Origin of the sequence: Suicoccus acidiformans (genome assembly GCF_003546865.1) — a bacterium.
GTDB lineage: Bacteria > Bacillota > Bacilli > Lactobacillales > Aerococcaceae > Suicoccus > Suicoccus acidiformans.
This window is the reverse complement of sequence record NZ_CP023434.1, coordinates 2549045-2572159: the sequence shown is the minus strand read 5'-3', so window position 1 is coordinate 2572159 and position 23115 is coordinate 2549045. Positions and strand designations below refer to the sequence as shown.

21 protein-coding genes are annotated in these 23115 nt (G+C 38.9%); 20 read left to right on the top strand and 1 reads right to left on the bottom strand.

Translation table 11 applies throughout. The features are described from left to right. Nucleotides 1–14 precede the first annotated feature (14 nt). From gyrB to dnaB, 8 genes are all read left to right on the top strand, one after another. Nucleotides 15–1931, top strand: coding sequence for a DNA topoisomerase (ATP-hydrolyzing) subunit B (gene gyrB / locus CL176_RS12135; RefSeq protein ID WP_118991528.1), 1917 nt, complete (start codon nucleotides 15–17; stop codon nucleotides 1929–1931). A 27-nt stretch (nucleotides 1932–1958) separates the two neighbouring features. Next, nucleotides 1959–4475: a DNA gyrase subunit A gene (gyrA, locus tag CL176_RS12130; protein WP_118991527.1), complete on the top strand. Its 2517-nt coding sequence runs from the start codon at nucleotides 1959–1961 to the stop codon at nucleotides 4473–4475. A gap of 212 nt (nucleotides 4476–4687) precedes the next feature. Further along, nucleotides 4688–4981 (top strand): 30S ribosomal protein S6, encoded by a 294-nt coding sequence (gene rpsF / locus CL176_RS12125; RefSeq protein ID WP_118991526.1) that lies wholly within the window; start codon nucleotides 4688–4690, stop codon nucleotides 4979–4981. 35 nt (nucleotides 4982–5016) lie between these two features. After that, nucleotides 5017–5541, top strand: coding sequence for a single-stranded DNA-binding protein (gene ssb / locus CL176_RS12120; RefSeq protein ID WP_118991525.1), 525 nt, complete (start codon nucleotides 5017–5019; stop codon nucleotides 5539–5541). Between the two features lie 23 nt (nucleotides 5542–5564). Further along, nucleotides 5565–5798 (top strand): 30S ribosomal protein S18, encoded by a 234-nt coding sequence (gene rpsR, locus CL176_RS12115; RefSeq protein WP_118991524.1) that lies wholly within the window; start codon nucleotides 5565–5567, stop codon nucleotides 5796–5798. Between the two features lie 122 nt (nucleotides 5799–5920). Beyond that, on the top strand, nucleotides 5921–7912 hold the full coding sequence (locus CL176_RS12110; protein WP_118991523.1) for a DHH family phosphoesterase: 1992 nt from the start codon (nucleotides 5921–5923) through the stop codon (nucleotides 7910–7912). 11 nt (nucleotides 7913–7923) lie between these two features. Beyond that, on the top strand, nucleotides 7924–8376 hold the full coding sequence (rplI, locus tag CL176_RS12105) for a 50S ribosomal protein L9 (RefSeq protein ID WP_118991522.1): 453 nt from the start codon (nucleotides 7924–7926) through the stop codon (nucleotides 8374–8376). Between the two features lie 118 nt (nucleotides 8377–8494). Then, nucleotides 8495–9877, top strand: a complete 1383-nt coding sequence (dnaB, locus tag CL176_RS12100; protein ID WP_118991521.1) for a replicative DNA helicase — start codon at nucleotides 8495–8497, stop codon at nucleotides 9875–9877. Nucleotides 9878–9905: 28 nt separating this feature from the next. Here dnaB and CL176_RS12095 read toward each other — a convergent pair whose 3' ends face one another. Beyond that, nucleotides 9906–10823, bottom strand: coding sequence for a C39 family peptidase (locus CL176_RS12095; RefSeq protein WP_118991520.1), 918 nt, complete (start codon nucleotides 10821–10823; stop codon nucleotides 9906–9908). Between the two features lie 256 nt (nucleotides 10824–11079). On the opposite strand from CL176_RS12095, the gene glnA reads away from it, so the two are divergent. From glnA to rpmG, 12 genes are all read left to right on the top strand, one after another. Next, a complete protein-coding gene (gene glnA, locus CL176_RS12090) occupies nucleotides 11080–12420 on the top strand; it encodes a type I glutamate--ammonia ligase (protein WP_118991519.1) in 1341 nt (446 codons plus the stop codon). Nucleotides 12421–12504: 84 nt separating this feature from the next. Next, complete coding sequence (locus CL176_RS12085) at nucleotides 12505–13983, top strand: alpha-amylase (protein ID WP_118991518.1); 1479 nt, start codon at nucleotides 12505–12507, stop codon at nucleotides 13981–13983. A gap of 210 nt (nucleotides 13984–14193) precedes the next feature. Then, nucleotides 14194–14772, top strand: coding sequence for a dCTP deaminase/dUTPase family protein (locus tag CL176_RS12080; RefSeq protein WP_118991517.1), 579 nt, complete (start codon nucleotides 14194–14196; stop codon nucleotides 14770–14772). Further along, the gene (gene radA, locus CL176_RS12075; RefSeq protein ID WP_118991516.1) at nucleotides 14773–16152 is read left to right on the top strand and encodes a DNA repair protein RadA; all 1380 of its coding nucleotides are present in this window, start codon (nucleotides 14773–14775) and stop codon (nucleotides 16150–16152) included. A gap of 15 nt (nucleotides 16153–16167) precedes the next feature. Continuing rightward, nucleotides 16168–17292: a PIN/TRAM domain-containing protein gene (locus CL176_RS12070; protein WP_118991515.1), complete on the top strand. Its 1125-nt coding sequence runs from the start codon at nucleotides 16168–16170 to the stop codon at nucleotides 17290–17292. Nucleotides 17293–17367: 75 nt separating this feature from the next. Next, nucleotides 17368–18843 (top strand): glutamate--tRNA ligase, encoded by a 1476-nt coding sequence (gltX, locus tag CL176_RS12065; RefSeq protein WP_118991514.1) that lies wholly within the window; start codon nucleotides 17368–17370, stop codon nucleotides 18841–18843. A gap of 149 nt (nucleotides 18844–18992) precedes the next feature. Next, entirely contained in the window at nucleotides 18993–20429 is a 1437-nt protein-coding gene (gene cysS, locus CL176_RS12060; protein WP_118991513.1) for a cysteine--tRNA ligase, read from the top strand. Beyond that, complete coding sequence (locus CL176_RS12055) at nucleotides 20429–20824, top strand: Mini-ribonuclease 3 (protein ID WP_118991512.1); 396 nt, start codon at nucleotides 20429–20431, stop codon at nucleotides 20822–20824. Before cysS ends, CL176_RS12055 begins: the two co-directional genes overlap by 1 nt. Before the next feature lie 4 nt (nucleotides 20825–20828). After that, nucleotides 20829–21596 (top strand): 23S rRNA (guanosine(2251)-2'-O)-methyltransferase RlmB, encoded by a 768-nt coding sequence (gene rlmB / locus CL176_RS12050; RefSeq protein WP_118991511.1) that lies wholly within the window; start codon nucleotides 20829–20831, stop codon nucleotides 21594–21596. A gap of 4 nt (nucleotides 21597–21600) precedes the next feature. Continuing rightward, nucleotides 21601–22146, top strand: coding sequence for an NYN domain-containing protein (locus CL176_RS12045; protein ID WP_118991510.1), 546 nt, complete (start codon nucleotides 21601–21603; stop codon nucleotides 22144–22146). 17 nt (nucleotides 22147–22163) lie between these two features. Next, on the top strand, nucleotides 22164–22895 hold the full coding sequence (locus CL176_RS12040; RefSeq protein ID WP_118991509.1) for a sigma-70 family RNA polymerase sigma factor: 732 nt from the start codon (nucleotides 22164–22166) through the stop codon (nucleotides 22893–22895). Nucleotides 22896–22957: 62 nt separating this feature from the next. Further along, nucleotides 22958–23110, top strand: coding sequence for a 50S ribosomal protein L33 (gene rpmG, locus CL176_RS12035; protein ID WP_118991508.1), 153 nt, complete (start codon nucleotides 22958–22960; stop codon nucleotides 23108–23110). The last annotated feature ends 5 nt before the right edge of the window (nucleotides 23111–23115 follow it).

Genomic DNA, 23115 nt, shown 5'->3' with positions numbered 1-23115 from the left:
AGGAGTAAGATAGAATGACAGAAGAGTCAAAGAATCAATATGATGCTAGTCATATTCAAGTATTAGAAGGACTTGAAGCAGTTCGCAAACGTCCCGGCATGTATATCGGAACGACCAGTGTCGATGGCTTACACCACTTAGTATGGGAAATCGTGGATAATGCGATTGATGAAGCCTTAGCAGGTTACTGTGATTTTATTCAAGTTATCATTGAGGCCAATAATAGCATCACTGTTATTGATAACGGCCGCGGGATACCTGTTGATATCCAACCCAAAACAGGCCGTCCAGCCATTGAAACGGTTTATACCGTCCTTCATGCTGGGGGTAAATTTGACGATAGCAACTACAAAGTTTCAGGTGGCTTACACGGTGTGGGGGCAGCTGTTGTGAATGCTTTAACGACGAATCTTACCTTGGAAGTGAAACGCGACGGTAAACTCTACCATATTGAGTTTGAACGCGGTAAAGTGAGCCAAGAATTAGAAGTGATTGGGGAAGTAGAAAACACAGGAACAAAAGTTAATTTCATTCCAGACCCAATCATCTTTACCGACACCGTTGATTTCCGTTATGAAACCTTACGTGAGCGAATCCAAGAATTAGCTTTCCTGAACCGAGGACTTGAAATCTCAATTGAAGATCGCCGAGAAGAGCGAGAGAATAAGCATTCTTATCACTATGAAGGAGGAATTCAATCTTATGTTGAATTCCTAAACGAAGACCGCGAAAGCCTACATGACCAAGTGATTCATCTTGAAGGCGAAGAGGACGACATTACGGTTGAAATAGCCTTACAGTACACAACAAGCTACAATACTAGCCTACTTTCATTTGCGAATAATATCCATACCCATGAAGGGGGCACACATGAATCAGGTTTCAAAGCTGCGCTTACCCGGGTGATTAATGAATATGGACGCAAACAGAATATTATTAAAGAGAATAGTGACAACTTAACAGGTGAAGATACGCGCGAAGGACTCACTGCAGTGATTTCTGTGAAGCACCCAGATCCACAATTCGAAGGCCAAACCAAAACAAAATTAGGCAATTCTGAAGTCAGATCAATTGTTGACCGCGTATTCTCTAAAGCTTTGGATACCTTTCTTTTAGAAAATCCAAGAATCGGCAGACAAATTGTCGATAAGGGAATCTTAGCTGCGCAAGCAAGAACAGCAGCCAAGCGTGCTCGGGAAATGACTCGCAAAAAATCTGGTCTCGAAATAGCCAATCTCCCGGGTAAATTAGCAGATTGTTCTAGTCGCAATCCCGAAAAGAACGAATTATTTATCGTTGAGGGTGATTCAGCTGGTGGATCAGCTAAACAAGGTCGCTCTAGAATGTACCAAGCTATCTTGCCAATTCGAGGGAAGATTCTGAACGTAGAAAAAGCATCCATGGATCGTATTCTAAATAATGAAGAAATTCGATCTCTATTTACAGCTATGGGCACAGGTTTCGGTTCAGAGTTCGATGTTTCGAAAGCTCGTTATCATAAATTAATTATCATGACCGACGCGGACGTGGACGGAGCTCATATTCGTACCTTGTTACTGACTTTAGTATACCGATATATGCGACCTTTAGTCGATGCAGGCTATGTTTACATCGCTCAACCACCGCTTTATCAGATCAAACATGGTAAGAAAGAGATTTACTTAGATTCCGACGAACAGTTAGTAAGATGGCAGAAAGAAAATCCAGATGCAAAGTATCGTCTACAAAGATATAAAGGTTTAGGTGAAATGGATTATGAGCAGTTGTGGGAGACCACGATGAATCCAGAAAATCGCCGTTTATTAAAAGTTACTGTTGAGGATGCGGAGGAAGCAGACATAGTGATGTCTATGTTAATGGGAGATGATGTACCACCTCGTCGTGAATTTATTGAAGAGAACGCGGTTTATGTACAGAATTTAGACATCTAATCTAAAAAAAGAAGGGGTTAAGAATTAATGAGTGAAGAATTTGGTGCAAATCACCGAGAGTATGAAATTGTAGATTTGCCTAAAGAAATGCGCACTTCTTTCCTTGATTATGCCATGAGTGTTATTGTCTCACGCGCACTGCCTGATGTACGCGATGGTTTAAAACCAGTGCAGCGGCGGATTCTTTATGGAATGAGCGAATTAGGTGTGACACCTGACAAACCACACAAAAAATCTGCTCGTATTGTCGGGGACGTTATGGGGAAATACCATCCACACGGCGACTTGGCAATTTACGAAGCAATGGTCCGTATGGCCCAACCATTTAGCTATCGGCAAATGCTCGTCGATGGCCACGGGAACTTTGGTTCTGTCGATGGTGATGGAGCAGCGGCGATGCGGTATACGGAATCCCGAATGAGCAAAATTGCCCTAGAAATGTTGCGTGACATCAATAAGGATACGATTGACTTTCAGGAGAATTATTCCCAAGAGGAAACCGAACCCGTTGTATTACCTGCCAGATTTCCTAATCTCTTAGTCAACGGAGCAGCGGGAATTGCTGTAGGGATGGCAACAAATATTCCACCGCATAATTTAGGTGAAGTAACGGATGCTTTAGTTCAATTGATGCATCGACCGGACATTAGTGTTAAAGAACTCATGGAGTACCTACCTGGTCCAGATTTCCCAACGGGTGGCATTGTTATGGGCAAAGCTGGCATTCGCAAAGCTTACGAGACAGGGAAAGGTAAAATCATTGTCCGAAGTAAGGTAGAAATTGAAGAAATTAGCAATGATCGCGAACGAATAGTGATTAGTGAAATTCCTTATGGGGTCAATAAGGCTAATCTAGTGAAACGTATTGCTGAATTGGCCCGTGAGAAGAAAATTGAAGGGATTACCTATGCCAACGATGAATCAGGCCGTGAAGGGATGCGTATCGTTGTAGAGATACGTAGAGATACAAGTGCAAGTGTCGTCTTAAATAATCTATTTAAGTACACTCAGATGCAAGTTTCTTTTGGGATTAATATGTTAGCCATTGACCACGGTGTACCTAAAATTCTGAATTTAAAAGATATTCTATCGAAATATTTAGCACATCAAGTCGAAGTGATTCGCAGAAGAACTGCTTACGAGAAACGAAAAGCAGAAGACCGGGCGCATATCTTAGAAGGTTTACGGATCGCATTAGATCATATCGACGAAATCATTAATATTATTCGATCATCAGCTGATCCTGACACAGCTAAAAATTCCTTGATAGAAAATTACCAATTGACAGATATTCAAGCTCAGTCAATTCTCGATATGCGCCTTGTCCGTTTAACTGGACTGGAACGAGATAAAATTGAGGCTGAATACAATGACCTCAAGGAGCTTATTAAGCACTTAGAAGAGATTTTAGCAAGTGAAACACGGATATTTGAGATTATCGAAGATGAATTAATCGAAATCAAGACACGATTCGATGACGGTCGCAGAACTGAAATCCGGGGAGGCGAATTAGTCGATATAGACGATGAGGATTTAATCCCTGAAGAGGATATTCTAATTGCCTTGACGACCAACGGCTATATTAAACGTATGACTGATGATGAATTCAATGTTCAAAAACGTGGTGGCCGAGGTGTTAAAGGAATGGGAGTAGCCGATGATGACGCAGTACAAAATCTAGTCTCTTGTTCTACACATGATACGCTACTATTCTTTACCAATAAAGGCAAAGTTTATACTGCTAAAGGATACGATATACCAGAATATAGCAGGGCTGCTAAGGGGCTGCCTATTGTTAATTTAATCCAAATTGAAAAAGACGAGATTGTTAAAACAGTTATCGCAGTTAACCAAGAGGATGAGGCACAAGGGAAGGCTGATAATCGCTTCCTCGTCTTTATAACCCGAGACGGTACAGCTAAGCGTACTCAGGCTAGCGAATATTATAATGTGCGCAATAGTGGACTTATCGCGATTAATATTAAAGAAGGCGATACCTTAGTCGAAGTTTTAGAGACAAACGGAGAACAAACAATTATTATTGGAACTCATGATGGGAATGCTATGACCTTTAGGGAAAACCAACTTCGGGCGATGGGTCGCACAGCCACGGGTGTTCGAGGCATTCGTCTTAAAGAAAATGATTATGTCGTGGGAGCCGCGACGTTAACAAGGGATCAAGAAGTTCTGATTGTGACAGAGAAAGGCTACGGTAAACGGACTCCTGCTGAAGCATATACCCCTAAAAATCGAGGTGGTGTGGGAGTTCGCACTGTTAATGTTACGGATAAGAACGGAAAACTTGCGGGAATTGTCGCGATAGATGGCACAGAAGATCTCATGATTATGACAGATGAAGGAGTAGCCATTCGCTTAAAGACCGACAATGTTTCCCAAACATCAAGAGCAACTCAAGGTGTACGTGTTATTCGCCTAGACGAAGGCGCAAATGTAAGTTCCATTACCCTAATTGTCTCAAGTGACGAAACGGACGGAACGAATGACATATCAGATGAAACAGAGAATGAAGATACAGTCTCTTAATTATTGTGAATTACAGAAGGTGTAAGAATATGCTCAAATATATTTCCTTAGTGATTTTTACTTTGATTCTATTTAATTCCAATCTAAAAAAAGTTTCTTAATAAAATTTAACTTGCTTAGATGAATAAAAAAAGCTATAATATTTTACCGTGAGTATGAATATACTCTCCTTGCTCTGGAAAGAGCCAATTAGACCAAAAGGAGGTGCAAGAATGAGCCGCAAATACGAAATTCTATATATTATTCGTCCTGATTTAAATGAAGACGATAAGAAAGAATTAGTTGAACGTTTCGATGCGATTATTACTGATAACGGATCTGAAATCGTTGAATCTAAAGATTGGGCTAAACGTCGTCTTGCTTATGAAATTGAGGATTACAAAGAAGGTATTTACCATCTTGTAAACGTCAATGCAGACGATTCCGTTGCAATTGATGAATTTGATCGTCTTGCTCGAATCAATCGTGATATTTTACGTCACATGGTTGTTCGCTTAGATGATTAATTTGTTTCACGTGAAACATTTAAGGAGGAGTAAAATTGAACACAGTCCAGTTAGTCGGTCGTTTAACTCGAGAAGTTGATTTACGTTTTACGTCGTCTGGGGTTGCCGTGGGAACATTTACCATTGCAGTAAATCGCAATTTTACGAATCAACAAGGTGAACGTGAAGCTGACTTCATTAACTGCGTTATTTGGCGCAAACAAGCTGAGAACTTCGCGAACTTTACCCGTAAAGGTTCACAAGTTGGGATTGAAGGCCGAATTCAGACGCGTAATTATGAAAATCAGCAAGGGCAACGAGTTTATGTAACGGAAGTTGTTGTTGATCAGTTTCATTTATTAGAGCCTAAGTCAGTTACTGAACAAAGACCGAAGGAATCTAATAATTCATATGATTCGAATCAATACGGCGCATCACAGAGTAATTACACTGCTTCGCCACAACAGCCTTCATATAACGAACCACAACAACAAAATTCTTTTAATGCAAGTCCATCAAGTAATCCTTTTATGGAAGATGGTCATCCAATCGACATCTCAGAAGATGACTTGCCGTTTTAAAATCTATTAAGGAGGAATAACTTATGGCTCAACGTCGTGGAGGAAGACGCAGAAGACGCGTATGTCACTTCTGTGCTAACCATATCGATCAACCAGATTATAAAGATACAGAACTTTTACAACGCTTTATATCTGAAAAAGGTAAAATCTTGCCACGCCGTGTAACAGGAACATGTGCGAAACACCAACGCACATTGACTTCAACTGTTAAACGTGCTCGTATCATGGCATTATTACCATTTACAGTCCAAGATTAATATAGTAAAGTGGGCATCCGAGAGGATGTCCACTTTATTTTGTTCCATGTGAAACATTTCTAACGATGCATAAATGTTATGAATATGATAAAATAGGATGAAGTTAGAAAGAGAGGTGAATTATGCCCTCCAAGGATAAACTGAAGCGATTTGTACTGATATTACAGTCTTTAGATTTTCGCTGGCAATTATATATCATCGTTGTTAGCTATATTCTTATCATGCTATTCGCTTTACTACGTTTTTGGCAAATTGGAGTTTTGTTACTTATACTCCTGATTCTATCAGTTGTTTTTATAATTTTAAATGTTGATAAAATTTTAAGTAATCTAAATATTCTTGCCAGTGACTTATCGAAAGACATTAAAGACTCTCAAGAAAATGCTCTATTTCGTTCACCTATTGGTATTATTATTTATAGTGATAATTTAAGAGTACGTTGGTTAAATCCGTCTATGCAAAGTTTCTTTGCCGAAGAAGATCTCTTAGGTAATCGTCTGGATGAATTGAATCCCATATTCAGCGAAATTCTTAAACTATCCTGTGATGAACAATGGCAATTAGTTAGCCTGGGTGAATGCACCTTTAAGGTCATTCACCAGAAAGAAGTTCATGCGATATATATGATGGACGTTAGTGAGGAAGCTGATATTCTGCAACAGCGTCAATTTGATCGAATTGTATTCGGCTTTCTGATTCTAGATGATTATGATGAAGTTCAAGATTCTCTTGATGATAATCAGGCAGCATCAATTGATGCAGATTTAATTCATCGTCTAAACGCCTGGTCTAATGGACACGGGATTTATATTAAACGGATAGATGAAGAACGCTTTATTCTACTCATGAATAAGGAATCTTTAAATCGACTCGAAGAAGAAAAATTCCAATATTTTAATGAGTTGAGAGAGTACTTTTACGCTAGAAACATACCTCTTTCTGCAAGTATAGGTATCGCGTATTCCAATGAGGATGATTATAGTGTCTTAGAGTTAAGTAAACAAGCACAATTAAATCTTGAGTTAGCTTTAGGAAGAGGTGGCGATCAGACAGTCATTAAGGCCAATGACGGTCCGGCTAGATTTTATGGTGGCAACACAAACCCAAGTGAAAAAAGGACTAATGTAAGAGCTAAATTGGTTTTCCAAGCTTTACAAACATCAATCCAACAAAGCGAAGTTATCCTTATTTCAGGTCATAAGTCTCCGGATATGGATTCAATAGGCTCTGCTTTAGGCGTTTATAAGCTAACTCAACAACTGAATAAACAAGCCTATATTATCTTAAACGAGAATAAATTGAATAAAGATATCACTCAATTATTAAGTTTACAGAACCCTACAAAAATGCAAGATGTTTTTATTAGTCCTGAAGAAGCTAGTACTTTAGTAAATGCTTCTACTCTGCTTATATTGGTAGATCATCATCGACCGTCTCTAAGCGAAGCAGAAAGCTTGTTGAATCTATGTGATACTGTTATTATCGATCATCATCGACGCAGTGAAGACTTTCCAGAAAGAGTTGTTCTAACCTATATTGAACCTTATGCTTCTTCTGCATCTGAAATGATAACGGAATTCTTCATGAATCAACAGAATACTGAAGAGTCACTAAGTAAGTTTGAGGCTACGGCCTTGTTGGCAGGAATTATTGTTGATACAAATAATTTTGCTTCCCGGACAGGTTCACGAACCTTTGATGCAGCCAGTTATTTGAAATCACGAGGAGCTAATACAAATGATATTCAACGTATCTTAAAAGAAGATTACGCATCTATTATTCAAAAGAATCAATTGCTTGAACAGATGGAGATTCGTGAAGACGGCACTGCTATTACGGTTGCGGAAGATAATGATATTTATAGTAATATTATTCCATCGCAGACAGCTGATATGATGTTAGATATTATCGGTGTAGAAGCATCCTTCGTCATTTATCGAAGAGATAAGGGACAAGTTAATATAAGTGCAAGAAGCTTAGGAAAAATCAATGTTCAGACCATTATGGAAAAACTTGGCGGTGGAGGTCATCTTAATAATGCGGCAACTCAAATTTACGATGTATCTGTCCAAGAAGCATACCAACAATTAATTGAAGTTATTGAAGCGATATAAGGAGGAGAATTATGAAAGTTATTCTATTACAAGACGTTAAGAAACAAGGAAAAAAAGGTGATGTTATTGAGGTTTCAGATGGTTACGGAAGAAATTATTTAATTAAAAATGGCCTAGCTAAAGAAGCTAGCGCTGCTGCTCTAAACCAATTAAAATCGAAAAAGAAAGCTGAAGCACGTATGGCTGCTGAACATTTGGAAGAATCAAAAGAGACTAAAGCAGCTATTGAAAAAGAAAATGTTATTGTAGAAATTAAAGTGAAACTTGGCGAAGATGGTCGTCTCTTTGGTGCAATTACGCCTAAGCAAATTGCCGATGAACTAGAAGACCAGTATGATATTCAAGTAGACCGTAGAAAAATACAATTAAAAGAAAATTTATCAGCTGTAGGAAATTACGAGGTACCGATTAAACTCCATCCAGATGTTCAAGCGGCGATTAAAGTTAATGTAATCGGCGAGTAATAGAATTGGCTAAAATGTTTCACATGAAACATTTTAGCCAATTCTTTATTATCAAAATCTTCGTTTTTATGCTATATTAGATGAGCTAACATAGTGAAATGTAAAGGAAGGTGAGCAATTGGAACAAGCATTTGATCGTGTCTTACCTTATAGTGAAGAGGCTGAGAAATCTGTTCTAGGTGCTTTGCTGTTAGATCCAATCAAGATGGGGACAGTCACAGCTATAATAGAGGAAGAAGATTTCTATAAAAGAAGTCACCAGCTTATTTTTGCTGCGATGGCGACTATTTTTGATAATAATGGTTCCATTGATTTAGTAACTTTATATAATCAATTAGATTCTTATGACCAATTAGAGAACGTTGGGGGTAATGAATATTTACTTGATTTAGCAGAATTTACACCGACAGCAGCTAACATCGAAGATTATGCTCATATTGTCCGAGATAAGGCTACTTTGAGAAGACTTATCTCGGCGAGTCAGACGATTAGTCAATTAGCCTACGAGGAAAGCGATGAAGTCTTAAATATTATTGATCAAAGTGAAAAGTTGATTTTATCTATCGGTGATGATAGTCAAAGCACGAGACCGAGAGCAATGCGTGAGTTAATCGGGGAAGCATTTGAGCGAATTGTCGAATTATCTGAAAGAAAGCAAGATATAGTAGGTTTGCCGAGTGGCTATATAGAGCTTGATAAATTAACCACGGGTTTTCGTCCCGATCAATTAATAATTATTGCTGCAAGGCCTGCAGTCGGTAAGACAGCCTTTGCTCTAAATATTGCTCAGAATGTAGCTACAAAATCGAAAATTCCCGTAGTGGTATTTTCCCTGGAAATGGGGTCTGTTGATCTCGTAAATCGGATGATCTGTGCAGAGGGCAATATAAATGCTACCAATTTAAGAACTGGTCAATTGACGCAAGACGAGTGGGAAAGCTTAATGGTGGCAACAGACGTATTAAAAGATGCACCGATTTTTATTGATGATACCGCAGGAATTAAAGTTTCAGAAATCCGAGCTAAATGCCGAAGACTTAAGCAAGAAAATCCTGACTTGGGATTGATTGTAATTGATTACTTGCAGCTAATTGAAGGGACTGGAAAAGAGAACCGACAACAAGAAGTATCAGAAATTTCCCGTCAATTAAAGAAATTAGCTAAGGAACTTGGGGTTCCTGTTATTGCTCTCTCGCAATTATCTAGAGGTTTAGAGCATCGCCAAAATAAAAGACCTATGTTAAGTGACATTCGGGAATCAGGTTCTATTGAACAAGATGCGGATATTGTTGCCTTTTTATACCGTGAAGACTACCATCAGAAAGAAGATGATGAAGAGCAGAACGCTTATCAAGACGACATGCCTGATAATACGGTTGAAGTTATTTTGGCCAAGAATAGAAGTGGTGCGAGAGATACAGTAAATTTACTATTCAAGAAAGAGTATAATAAATTTTCGAGTTTATCTTTTAGGGCAGATCAACCTGAATTTAACCCATAAAAAAGAGCCAAATTTCCTTGGCTCTTTTTTATTTTGTAAATCCCCAATAATTAACGCCTTCGTCAAGGAAAATCGATTCATCAAGCCCTTGAATGCTATACATCTTAGTCAAATCATCATTCGGATCATTGACATAAACTTTACCATTATTGTAGCCGCGAATTAAGAGAATATGCCCAATATCTGTAAAAAAACCTGGTTCAACAGAGGCAACAATCAACTCCCCTTTATCTAAACCTTTCATGGCTTCATAAAAGTTGCCGCCATAATTCATAAATTGATAATCAAATGCCTCAGCAAAATCACCAAATATTAGCCAGGATGTTCCTTCATTATTGACATAATAATCCCCTTTACTCCAGGCTAGAATATCAGTCGGCAAGATTATTTTGTTTGAAAAGTAACTTTCGAGCATGGCTAAAGTTAATATAGCACAACCAGCATCCCCTAAAGGTTCGTAATATTCATTGCCATATTTGATATTACGCCATTCAGGATCTTTCTGAAGTAGTAAAGGTACATCAAATTGTTTGGGGCTTAGGTTCATATACTGGGCTGGATAATCAGGGAGAATATGTTGACTCACATCTTCTTCATTAATGTTATATATATCAAGAGTATTAAGCACAGAAGCTTGATTGGCGAGTAAATCATCTGCATATGGTTGGATAAGCGATTGTAAAGTATGAATGCTTTCAGGATTATTTAGTGAAAAATTACGCATCTTATGATGTATTTGCTCCTCCTCTTCAGAAGTTAAGCCAGTAATCTGTTGACGGCTTTCTGACGGGGGCGGTTCAGTCTGCAATAGAGTCTTGGAGTCAGATTGTTGAATCTCATTTTCAGATTGATTGCTTCTCAGTACCGCAAAAATTAAAAAAATGGACAGTAACGCTATAGCGAGGGTTATCGTAGCTGACAATATATTTTTATTCTGCTGTTTCACTTTGTTTACTCCTTTTAGTAGAGAAAAATTCACTTTATCAGTTTAAACGAATTGATTTAAAATAACAATAAAAAGCTTCGATTGAAACCTATCTGTAAAAAAGTAACAATATTTATTGGCACATATAATTATACTTTATTGTGGTGAATTAATAGATATTTTTTTGCAGTAAATTATAGAATATTAGTTCCAGATAAGCTATTATATAAAAAGCTTTTAAAATAATAAAGCAATACAACATATGGGAGGGAAATCGATGAGTCCTAGAAAGTGGAGTAGAGAAGAAATTATCGAAAATGCGGAAGCCTGTGATGTACGATTTATTCGACTGATGTTTACGGATATCTTTGGAGTAGTAAAAAATGTTGAAATTCCCCGTTCACAATTGGAGAAAGCTTTAGATGGTGAAATGGGATTTGATGGGTCATCCATTGATGGTTTTGTGCGAATTGAAGAAAGTGATATGTTTCTAATACCTGATTTAGACACATGGTTGGTATATAACTGGAATGGTGAGGGGGGGCGTGTTGCTTCACTTATCTGTGACGTCGATGACCAAAACCATCTGTCTTTTCTAGGCGATCCACGTAATAATTTAAAACGCGTCTTGAATCGATTAAAGGACTTTGGTTTTACTTCTTTCAATTTAGGGCCTGAGCCAGAATTTTTCTTATTTAAACGAGATAGCAACGGTAATCCAAGTATGAATCTGAATGATCATGGAGGATATTTTGATTTGGCGCCGACCGACTTAGGCGAAACATGTCGCCGTGACATTGTCTTGGAGTTAGAAGAATTGGGCTTTGAAATTGAAGCTAGCCATCACGAGAATGCTCCAGGCCAACATGAAATTGATTGGAAGTATAGTGATGCCTTGACCGCAGCGGATAATATCCAAATTTTCAAGTTAATTGTTAAGACAGTCGCTTTACGCCATAATCTGCATGCTACTTTTATGCCGAAACCGATTTATGGTATCGCAGGAAGTGGAATGCATTTCAATGTATCTCTATTTACGGAGGAAGGCAATGCCTTTTATGATCCAAATTCTGATGATCAGTTATCGGATATAGCGCATTATTTTATTGGGGGCTTACTGAAGTACGCTAAAGGTTACACGGCCATTGTCAATCCAACAGTCAATTCCTATAAACGGTTGGTTAGCGGTTATGAAGCACCGGTATATATTGCTTGGAGTGGTCAAAATCGTAGTCCCTTAGTGCGTATTCCAGCAGCCAGAGGTAACTCAACACGGGTTGAGGTTCGCAGTGTGGATCCTTCCGCGAATCCTTATTTGGCACTAGCAGCCTTGTTAGCAGCAGGCTTGAAAGGTATTGAAGATCAGATTGTGCCACCACATTCTGTACAACGAAATATCTTTGATATGACTCAAGATGAACGTAGCCATGAACATATTGACCGTTTACCTGAAACACTTAAGGAAGCTATCTTTGAGTTTGAGAATGAACCAGTTATTCTCGAAGCGATGGGAGAACATATTTCAAGGAATTTTATTGAAGAAAAGACCATTGAATATGAGGCCTATCAAGAACAAGTGACCCAATGGGAATTAGAGAAATATTGGAATTTCTATTAAAATCTCATGCATCGAGTGAAATTATTTCACTTGGTGCATTTTCTTTTGTACAATTTATCTATAAAGAAGAAAAGAGGTTGTGATATGGCTTTTAATACGGCAGTAATGCAATATTTTGAGTGGTATTTAGATGATGATGGAAAGCTCTGGCAACAACTTGCTGAGGATGCTGAACATTTGAATGAATTGGGCATAACCCATCTATGGATGCCTCCGGCTTTTAAAGGTACCGGAACGAATGATGTAGGTTATGGGGTGTATGACTTATATGATTTGGGTGAATTCGACCAACAAGGAACTGTTCGGACTAAATACGGTACGAAAGATGAGTATATACAAGCAATCCGAGCTTTGAAAGATCAAGGAATCAAACCGATTGCAGATGTGGTGTTGAATCACCGAGCTAATGGGGATGAAAAGGAACGCTTTCCCGTCCTGAAGATGGATCCAAATAATCGCCAACAACCAATTTCTGATGTTTATGAAATTGAGGGCTGGACTCATTTCACTTTCCCAGGACGCAAGGGGAAATATAGTGATTTTACTTGGCACTATTATCACTTTTCCGGTATTGATTATGATGCATTAAATGAAGAGACCGGCATCTTTATGATTATGGATGAGAATCATGGTTGGGCTGACAATGAATCAGTCGATGACGAAAAAGGAAACTATGATTATCTCATGTTCTGTGACGTGGATTATAGTGAGCCAGAGGTTGTTGAAGAGACTTTAAAATGGGTCGAGTGGTATATTGAAGAAACAGAAGTTGAAGGTTTCCGTCTAGACGCTATCAAACACATTGACCGTGATTTTATGGAGCAATTTATTAAACATGTGAAAGAAAAATACGGAGATGATTTCTATGTGTTTGGTGAATATTGGGATCCCGATTATGATGGTGAGGGTGGATATTTACAAGATGTGGATTATATATTTAAATTGGTAGATGTCTCCTTACATAATAATTTCTTCATGGCGAGTAAAGCAGGTGGAAGTTATGATATGCGTAAAATCTTAGATGGAAGTCTCCTTAACGAGCAGCCTTGGAATGCCGTTACCTTTGTAGAAAATCATGATACCCAGTGGGGGCAATCACTGGAAGCGTCGGTTGAGCCATGGTTCAAGCCATTAGCTTATGCGATGATTTTACTGTTACAAGATGGTAACCCTACGATTTTTTATGGGGATTATTATGGTGTGAAGAATGAGCATCCATTTGATGGCTTACAGTATGAATTAGATGGTTTGCTTTATTTGCGTAAGTATCATGCCTATGGAGAAGAAATACGTTATTTCGATGATGCACAGTGTATTGGTTGGACCCGTTTGGGTAACGATGAATTTCCGAATGGTCTAGCCGTAATTATGACCAATGGGGATATGAGTGAAAAGCAAATGCATATGGGCCGGGCAAATTCAGGCAAAAAATTTGTTGATTATTTGGGAAATAATGATGCAGTTGTAGAAATCGATGAGAATGGAGACGGTCTGTTTCCAGTGGGGCCAGGATCTGTTTCAGTATGGATCAACCAGGAAGCCGTTGACAATTACCAAGCATAACCTACGCAATTGTCTTAAGATAGTGCCCTTCTCAACTGTCTCGTTTTGATGGTTGAAGAGGGATCTATTTTTGCTTAAAGGAAGAAAAACTAAAGCTATAAAGTAATTGTGAATATTCTGTTTTATTTTGTGAAAAATCTAAAAGAATCATCCACCTATTCGTAAAAGTTTGCTATGATAAGGTCAGTAGTTAATTGAAGGGATGATAAAGTGAGTCAAGAGAGAAAACGCGGCTTTGAAGTTATTCAAGCCTATCAAGCGCAAAATATCGAGTTACCTCAAAGAGCGACCACACATGCTGCAGGCTATGACATTGCCGCGGCAGAAGATGTTGTATTGCCAAGTTTCTATAAGCAAATTTTTAAGCACGTGGCTTTAGAATTGAAACAATGGATTCATGGGAGCGGCCAGGACACATCGAGAGCCACAGAGGCAGAGATACTTCAGCCAACCCTTGTGCCGACTGGTTTAAAAGCTTATATGCAAGAAGATGAGTATTTGCAAATTGTAAATCGCTCCAGCAATCCCCTTAAGCGACGTCTTATGTTACCGAATGGCTTTGGTGTGATTGATGCAGATTATTATAATAATCCATCCAATGAAGGACATATTTATGTTCAGTTAATTAATTTTGGTTTAAGTGACTATACTATTCGTAAAGGAGATCGCATTGCTCAGGGAATATTTGTTCCGTTTTTACTGATAGATGGCGATGAAGGCGGCCAAGCGGTTAGAAGTGGTGGTTTTGGTTCTTCCGATGATAATAATCACCTGCAGGAGGAAGCATAATTGGCCAAGAAACGAACGATTTACGAATGTTTGGCCTGTGGTTATGAATCCCCTAAGTGGTTGGGCAAATGTCCTAATTGTGGTGCTTGGAACCAGATGGAAGAGCAACTACAAGTTGCGCCATCAAACAAGCCAGCAATTCAGGTTAGTATTGCTAAGAATGAGACAGCGCCTGGAGCCTATACCTTAAAAGATATTCAAGCGAGTCAGGAGAATCGAATCAAAACTCAGTCCCAGGAATTTGACCGCGTTTTAGGTGGTGGTATTGTTCCAGGGTCATTGGTACTGATTGGAGGAGATCCTGGTATTGGTAAGTCAACCTTGCTCTTACAAATTTCGATTCAACTAGCTAATAACAAGGAGAATATTCTCTATGTTTCTGGTGAGGAAAGTCTTTCGCAAATTAAGCTTAGAGCTGAACGCTTAGACGTGACCAACGATGAATTTTACTTAATGTCTGAGACTGATTTAACGATTATTGCCCAGGAAATACAAAGACTTGCTCCTGATTTTGTTGTGATTGATTCCATCCAAACCATGCAAGTCCCAGAACATAATGGTGTGGCTGGAAGCGTAGCGCAAGTCCGCGAAGCTACTGCGACTTTAATGCGCATTGCTAAAGAAAATCATATTGCTATCTTCATCGTAGGCCATGTAACCAAGGAAGGAAATATTGCAGGACCTCGGATGTTAGAGCATATGGTAGATACAGTGCTCTACTTTGAAGGAGAGGAATTTAATCGCTTCCGTATCTTAAGAGCGGTGAAAAATCGTTTTGGTTCTACACATGAGATGGGTGTATTTGAGATGCAGGATACGGGCCTACAAGAAGTAGCGAATCCTTCGCAATTATTTCTTGAAGAGCGAATTCCGGGTGCCACAGGCTCAGCTGTTATACCATCGCTTGAAGGAACCCGGGTTATGTTAGCCGAGATTCAATCTTTAATGACGCCGACCGTATTCGGAAACGCTAGACGAACAGTCAGTGGCATTGATTACCAACGAGTGAACCTGATGTTGGCAGTTATGGAAAAGCATTGTGGACTCTTAGTCCAAAATCAAGATGCTTTCTTTAAAACCACTGGGGGCGTTCGTTTGAACGAACCAGCGATTGATTTGGCGATTGCTGTAAGTATTGCATCGAGTTATTGGGAGAAGGCTATTGATATTAAAGATTGTTTTATTGGCGAAATTGGCTTAACCGGAGAAGTTCGCCGGGTTAGTCAGGTGAAGGAAAGAATAAAAGAAGCACATAAATTAGGCTTTAAACGAGTTTTTATACCACAAACGAACTATGAAGACTTAGATATTGATTTAGCTATTGAAATTATTCCTGTGCGAACGGTTCGACAGGCTATTTCCATTGTCTTTCCGACTTAGATGGAGGTGAAATAAATGTATCGCAAAATTATTACGTTATTGAGTGGCATTATCGGCTTGAGTTTCGGTATTACAGTAGGTCCAGCTATTTGGATGAGCATGGATGTGAGCAATCAATTCCTGGGTAATCCCTTGATTAATGCAGTTATATTTGGTTTTATTTTTATTCTATTGGGACTTCTGATTGCACCAATTATCGAACGAACGATTTCACGGTTAATTGATTGGATTAATCGGCAAAGACCACTTAGTTTGGTTATTCATACTATTGGCACATTAATTGGTTTAGTGATTGGTTACTTAGTTTCATTACCTTTTACAGCTTTGAATATCCCTTTTCTATCTACGACTTTACCAGTGGTTTCTTCGATTGTTTTAGCACTTGTTGGTTATCAAACGGTAAGAAGTCGAGAAGAAGAAATTATCGATTCTTTTGAGAATTGGAAACTATTACGCCAGGGTGAAAAAAATAAAGCAGAAGATGTGCAGCCTATAAAAGAAGAGGTAGAATTGCCTCAGGAACCTGTCAATACACCGCATGAAAATTTCCAACCTTATAAACTTTTAGATACCAGCGTGATTATTGATGGGCGGATTGTTGATATTGTGCGAACAAACTTTATTGAAGGCACGTTATTAATCCCTAATTTTGTTCTGCATGAATTACAATTGATTGCGGACTCTTCTGATAATCTTAAACGGGCTAAGGGTCGACGTGGGTTAGATATTCTCAATGAATTACAAAGTGATGCGAACGTATCTCTTGAGTCTTATGAAGGTGACTTTGATGATTTGACCGATGTGGATAGCAAATTGGTTCGTCTGGCTAAGATGATTGATGCGGTTGTCGTAACGAATGATTATAATTTAAATAAAGTGTGTGAATTCCAGAATATTACTGTCTTTAATATTAATGAATTGGCGAATGCTCTCAAACCTATTCTAATACCCGGTGAGGAACTATCAGTATTTATTATTAAGGCCGGAACAGAACGCAAGCAAGGTGTAGCTTATTTGGATGATGGCACGATGATTGTAGTTGAAGACGGTCAGAATTATATGAATGAAGAGATTTCTGTGATAGTAACGAGTGCCTTACAGACGGCAGCGGGACGGATGATTTTTGCTAAGCCTATTTAAAACATCTAAGATCAATTTGTAAACAAGGATGGATAAGCTTATAATAAACGAGACAATGAGAAAAGGAGTTTGAATATGAGTGATAAAATTCGCGTAAGATATGCACCGAGTCCAACAGGAGAGCTACACATTGGGAATGCTCGGACTGCTTTATTTAACTATTTATTTGCTAGACATAATGATGGAGATTTTGTAATTCGTACAGAAGATACGGATACGAAGCGTAATTTAGCTCATGGGGAAGCGAGTCAATTAGAGAATTTAAGTTGGTTAGGTATTGACTGGGATGAGTCAGCGGTTAATCCGGGGGAATATGGTCCTTATCGTCAATCTGAACGGCTGGATATTTATCGGCCATTAATCGAGCAACTTTTAGCTGAAGATAAAGCATATAAGTGCTATATGACAGAGGAAGAATTAGAAGCAGAGCGGGAAGCACAAAGAGCACGCGGTGAAATGCCTCATTATGGTGGACAACACGCTCATTTAACCGAAGAGGAACAAGCTGCTTTTGAAGCGGAAGGACGGGTTCCAGCTATTCGTTTCCGGGTTCCAGAAAACACGGTTTATGAATTTAATGATATGGTTAAAGGACCTATTCGCTTTGAGTCTCAATCTATTTCAGGTGACTGGGTTATCCAGAAGAAAGACGGTATGCCTACCTATAACTTCGCAGTAGCTGTGGATGATCATTACATGGCTATTACGCATGTACTACGAGGTGATGATCATATTGCCAATACGCCTAAGCAAATGATGATTTATGATGCCTTTGGTTGGTCACAACCAGAGTTTGGCCATATGACCTTGATTGTTAATTCAGAGACGAACAAGAAATTAAGTAAACGCGATGGAGGCATCCTTCAATTTATTGAGCAATACCGTAAATTAGGTTATTTGCCTGAAGCTATGTTTAACTTTATTGCACTTTTAGGTTGGTCACCTAAGGGAGAGGATGAAATTTACAGCCGTGAAGAATTGATTGAAATTTTCGATGTAAATCGTCTATCAACTTCACCTGCTTCTTTTGATACAAAGAAATTAGAATGGATTAATAACCAATATATGAAAGCGACTGATTTAAATCGCGTCGTTGAATTGGCTAAGCCTCACTTACAAGCTGAAGGTCTTATTCCGGAAGAATTATCTGCAACAGAAGAAGCATGGGTTGAGAAGTTAGTCTCTCTTTACCATGAGGAATTATCATATGGGGCTGAAATTGTTGAACTGAGTACACTATTCTTTAATGATGAGTTGCACCTCAGTGAATCAGCGATTGCTGAATGTGATAATGAGACCGCACCTGTGGTTATTGAAAGCATTGAAGCCAAGTTAACGGCTCTTCCTGCAGGTGATTATACTGAGGAAGCTATTAAACCGCTTATTAAAGAAGTGCAGAAAGACACAGGTATCAAAGGTCGGAAATTATTTATGCCAATTCGTATTGCCGTAAGTGGCCAAATGCATGGACCAGAATTGGCGAGTGTAATTTCTTTATTAGGGAAAGAGAAGACCCTCGATCATATTTCTCAGGTGAAAACTCAATTATAGAAGATTGATTGTTGGGCGATAGTTACTGAGTAGACAGTAGCTGTCGCTTTTTCATTAAACAGAATTAGGGAAACCTAAAAGGAACTTTAAAGTTGCGCTAAGTCGCAACTTATGGTAGCGAAACATGGGTGATGAGAAGGAGATGGATGATGGCAATTCAAATATACAATACGTTAAGTCGTACTAAAGAAACCTTTCAACCAATTGAGCATGGTAAAGTAAAGATGTATGTATGTGGGCCTACGGTTTATAATTATATCCATATTGGTAACGCACGTAGTACAGTAGCATTTGATACGATTCGTAAATATCTTGAGTACCGTGGCTATGAAGTGAACTATGTTTCTAACTTTACGGATGTCGACGATAAAATTATCAAAGCCGCTAAAGAAGAAGACCTTACAACAGAGGCATTGGCTGATAAATACATTGAGGCCTTCTTTGAAGACACAGGTGCACTAAATGTTAAGCGAGCTACAGTGCATCCCCGGGTTAAAGATAACATTCCAGAGATTATTACGTTTATAGAAAGTCTCATCGAAAAAGGTCACGCCTATGTGTCAGACGGGGATGTATACTTTCGTACGGAAAGTTTCGAAAGTTACGGTGAATTATCTCAGCAATCCCTAGAAGACTTGATGGCGGGGGCAAGTTTACGTACGGAAATTGAGGAGACTCAACGCAAGGAAAATCCTGTTGATTTCGCCTTATGGAAAGCTGTTAAGACGGATGATGAGATTAGTTGGAATTCACCCTGGGGGGCTGGTCGTCCAGGTTGGCATATTGAGTGTTCGGTTATGTCGACCAAATACTTAGGAGAAACACTAGATATCCACGGAGGTGGCCAAGATTTAGAATTTCCTCACCATGAAAATGAAATTGCACAAAGTGAGTGCCATACAGGGCATAAGTTCTCCAATTATTGGATGCACAATGGATTTGTGACCTTTGGTCAAGACGAAGAAAAGATGAGTAAGTCACTCGGTAATTTTGTGCTTTTACGCGAGTTATTACAAGAGGTGGATCCAGTGGTAGTCCGGTATCTCTTGGCGAGTGTCCATTACCGCAAGCCTTTACGCTACGACCAGAAAGCTTTGGATGAAGCGAAAACTCAGATTAACCGTATCAAAGAAGTATTGCGTCGTCTACAAAAGCGCCAAGAGCAGTCAGATGGTTTGAGTGAAGTGGATTCAAATGAGTTAAATCACTATCTAGAACGTATCCAAACCTTTGAAAATGACTTTAAGGCAGCAATGGATGATGACTTTAATGCGGCCAATGGTTTAACTGTCATCTTTGATTTTATTAAATTTATTAATATATACTTGACCCAAGAACACGTTGCTTTACAAATCATTCAGGTTATGCAAGCAAGCTTGAAGGAGCTATTGTATATCTTTGGCATAGAGATAAAAAATGAAGATGACCTATTGGATAATGACATTCAGGCTATGATTGATGAGCGGAATGAAGCAAGAGCGAACCGTGATTTTGCTAGAGCGGACGCGATTCGCGATGCGTTGAAAGCGCAGGGTATCAGCTTAGATGACACACCTCAGGGAACGCTTTGGAAGAGGGATGCGTAATGGATGTAAATTATGCTTTATTAAATGGTGCAACCCTTGCCTATTTAGGTGATGCAATTTTTGAAGTGCATATTCGCGAATATTTACTCCAAGAAGGTATCACTCATCCCAACCAATTACAGAAAGCAGCTGTTCGCTATGTTTCAGCTACTGGACAAGCAAAAGTAATGCAACATTGGCTAAAAGAAGATGTATTAGATGAAGTAGAAATAAGCTACTATAAGCGAGGTAGAAATCATAAGGCGAATACGAAGGCTAAGAATGCCAGTATTGGCGATTACCGGCAAGCGACTGGCTTCGAATCGCTTATGGCCTATTTATATTTAGCCAAACAGACGAACCGATTAAATGAACTGATCCATGCAGCTATAGAATATCTAAATAGAGAGGAGTAGGTGGATGACACAGCAAGCAGATTTTTCAGATGAGATTATTTACGGTAAACATGCTGTCCGTGAAGCTTTGAAAGAAAAACGACAAATAAATAAAGTCTTTTTTCAAAAAGGGATGGAAAAAAATCAATTTTCTGATATATTTAAATTAGTGAAACAACGTAATCTTATCCTACAAGAGGTACCTAAAGCAAAGCTCGATGCCCTTACACAAGACGGCAACCATCAGGGAGTCGTGTTAAGTTTGCCGGCATATGCTTATGCAAATTTGGAGGATGCGTTTAATCTTGCTGAGCAACGTGGCGAAGCTCCTTTCCTTTTCATCTTGGATGAAATTGAAGATCCCCATAATCTTGGCTCAATTATCCGAACAGCTGATGCAATGGGCGTACATGGTATTATTCTACCTAAAAGACGTTCAGCAACGCTAACGGGTACTGTTGCAAAAGTATCCACGGGTGCTATTGAGCATGTGCCGGTGATTCGTGTGACTAATTTAAGTCAAACAGTCAAGAAGCTTCAAGATAAAGGTGTCTGGGTTTTTGCTAGTGCGATGGAAGGTGAAGACATTCGTCAGTGGGATAGCCATGGGTCGATAGCAGTTGTTATTGGCAATGAAGGCTCAGGTGTTTCCGCAAGTTTATTAAAAGCTTGTGATGGAACAGTCACCATTCCAATGACGGGTCATGTTCAGAGCTTGAATGCAAGTGTAGCAGCAGGAATCTTCATGTATGAGGTAGCTAGACATCGAATTGCTTCTATTAAGGGAATTTAATGCGATGAAACGTCAAGATATTCTCTTTGTAGATGGTTATAATATGATTGGTGCCTGGCCTCAGCTTTCAAACTTGAAAGACCAAGATGAAATCGCAGCTGCGCGAGATTTGCTCTTGTTTGAACTCTCCAATTACCGGAAATATCGGGATATCAGTGTATTCGTAGTATTTGACGCCCAATTTGTACCTGGGATTTCAAATACCTATGAAGAATACGAAGTGCAGGTTGTTTTCACGCAAGAAGGAGAAACAGCGGACACCTATATTGAGCGCGAGGTGGCCAAATTTATCAATCCTTTAAACAGGGTTGTCGTTGCAACAAGTGATGCTGCTGAGCAGTGGCTTATCTTCCAAAGAGGAGCCTTGCGACAATCAGCAGACGAACTATTGATGGAAATCAATTATGCCAAGGTGCAAATCCAGTCTGATGTTAAGCAACATTATAATCAAGCATTAAGGCGACGAAGTCCTTGGAAACTTGAGCAATTAGAAATGCTAGACCAATTGCGTTTTGATATGGAGAATTCAGAAGATCAAACTAAAAAATAAATTTGAGAGGTACAACAATGTTTAATCCAGATTCTATTGAGCAAACTGTAGTGACATTGAAGTCAAATTATAGTGACGAATTGTTTAATCGTCTTTCTGAAGAAATGAACCCTTATTATACTTACCGTGCAAAGACCTACCACATATCTGGTTACGATGCAGACGATATTATGCAGGAGTGTTTATATAGTTTAAACGATGCAGTAAACTCATTTGAGTGTAGTCGTAATGTACGTTTCGTGACCTATGCTATAGCGTTAGCTGATAATCGGTTAAATAGGATATATCGTGAGCAGAAAAAACAAGCACAAATCATATATGGTTCTTCTTTAGATCAAGAAGAAACCTTGCACGTAATAGAAAGTCAAAAAATAGACAATATCGATAAAATTGATGAATTAATTATTATGCGACAAGAATATGCAGATGTGATTCAAAGTCTATCTAAGTTAGAATTTCAAATTTTAATCCGACTTTATTTGGAGAATGAGACAAGAGAAGATATCATGGAAGCCGAGTCTTTAACAGAAAGACAGTTTCGTGCTGCCAAGGATCGCTTGATTCGCAAATTCCAGAATGCCAAAAAGGAACCGAAACGTGGGCGCAATTTTTACTCTCACAAAAAGGCCAAAAATGAAAAAGATATGCTAAAAGAAGAACTAGATGTTACCCAATTACCAGAAAACCTTGATAAGCAAGCAAGGTTATTAGGTTGGCGCCTAAGTAAACGTCGCAAGAATTCCCCTTGACAAGTCTTGCTATGTTTCATTATTATTAAATGTGTTATTTTCGAGAGAAAGGGGACTTGTTCTTGGCGAAACGAAAAGCGGCCCTAGCATGTACACAGTGTGGTCAACGGAACTATTCTTTGACGCCGACTCAGGCTGGGGAAAGTCAACGATTGGAAGTAAAGAAATTCTGTAAATATTGCAATAAACACACATTACACAAAGAGACTAAATAGTGAGA

Coding starts and splice junctions, on each gene's coding strand:
- CL176_RS12085 (WP_118991518.1), top strand. CDS start 12,505: ATGGCTTTTAATACGGCAGTAATGCAATATTTTGAGTGGTATTTAGAT.
- glnA (WP_118991519.1), top strand. CDS start 11,080: ATGAGTCCTAGAAAGTGGAGTAGAGAAGAAATTATCGAAAATGCGGAA.
- CL176_RS12055 (WP_118991512.1), top strand. CDS start 20,429: ATGGATGTAAATTATGCTTTATTAAATGGTGCAACCCTTGCCTATTTA.
- CL176_RS12045 (WP_118991510.1), top strand. CDS start 21,601: ATGAAACGTCAAGATATTCTCTTTGTAGATGGTTATAATATGATTGGT.
- rpsR (WP_118991524.1), top strand. CDS start 5,565: ATGGCTCAACGTCGTGGAGGAAGACGCAGAAGACGCGTATGTCACTTC.
- gyrB (WP_118991528.1), top strand. CDS start 15: ATGACAGAAGAGTCAAAGAATCAATATGATGCTAGTCATATTCAAGTA.
- CL176_RS12110 (WP_118991523.1), top strand. CDS start 5,921: ATGCCCTCCAAGGATAAACTGAAGCGATTTGTACTGATATTACAGTCT.
- cysS (WP_118991513.1), top strand. CDS start 18,993: ATGGCAATTCAAATATACAATACGTTAAGTCGTACTAAAGAAACCTTT.
- rplI (WP_118991522.1), top strand. CDS start 7,924: ATGAAAGTTATTCTATTACAAGACGTTAAGAAACAAGGAAAAAAAGGT.
- rpsF (WP_118991526.1), top strand. CDS start 4,688: ATGAGCCGCAAATACGAAATTCTATATATTATTCGTCCTGATTTAAAT.
- CL176_RS12070 (WP_118991515.1), top strand. CDS start 16,168: ATGTATCGCAAAATTATTACGTTATTGAGTGGCATTATCGGCTTGAGT.
- CL176_RS12040 (WP_118991509.1), top strand. CDS start 22,164: ATGTTTAATCCAGATTCTATTGAGCAAACTGTAGTGACATTGAAGTCA.
- gyrA (WP_118991527.1), top strand. CDS start 1,959: ATGAGTGAAGAATTTGGTGCAAATCACCGAGAGTATGAAATTGTAGAT.
- gltX (WP_118991514.1), top strand. CDS start 17,368: ATGAGTGATAAAATTCGCGTAAGATATGCACCGAGTCCAACAGGAGAG.
- rlmB (WP_118991511.1), top strand. CDS start 20,829: ATGACACAGCAAGCAGATTTTTCAGATGAGATTATTTACGGTAAACAT.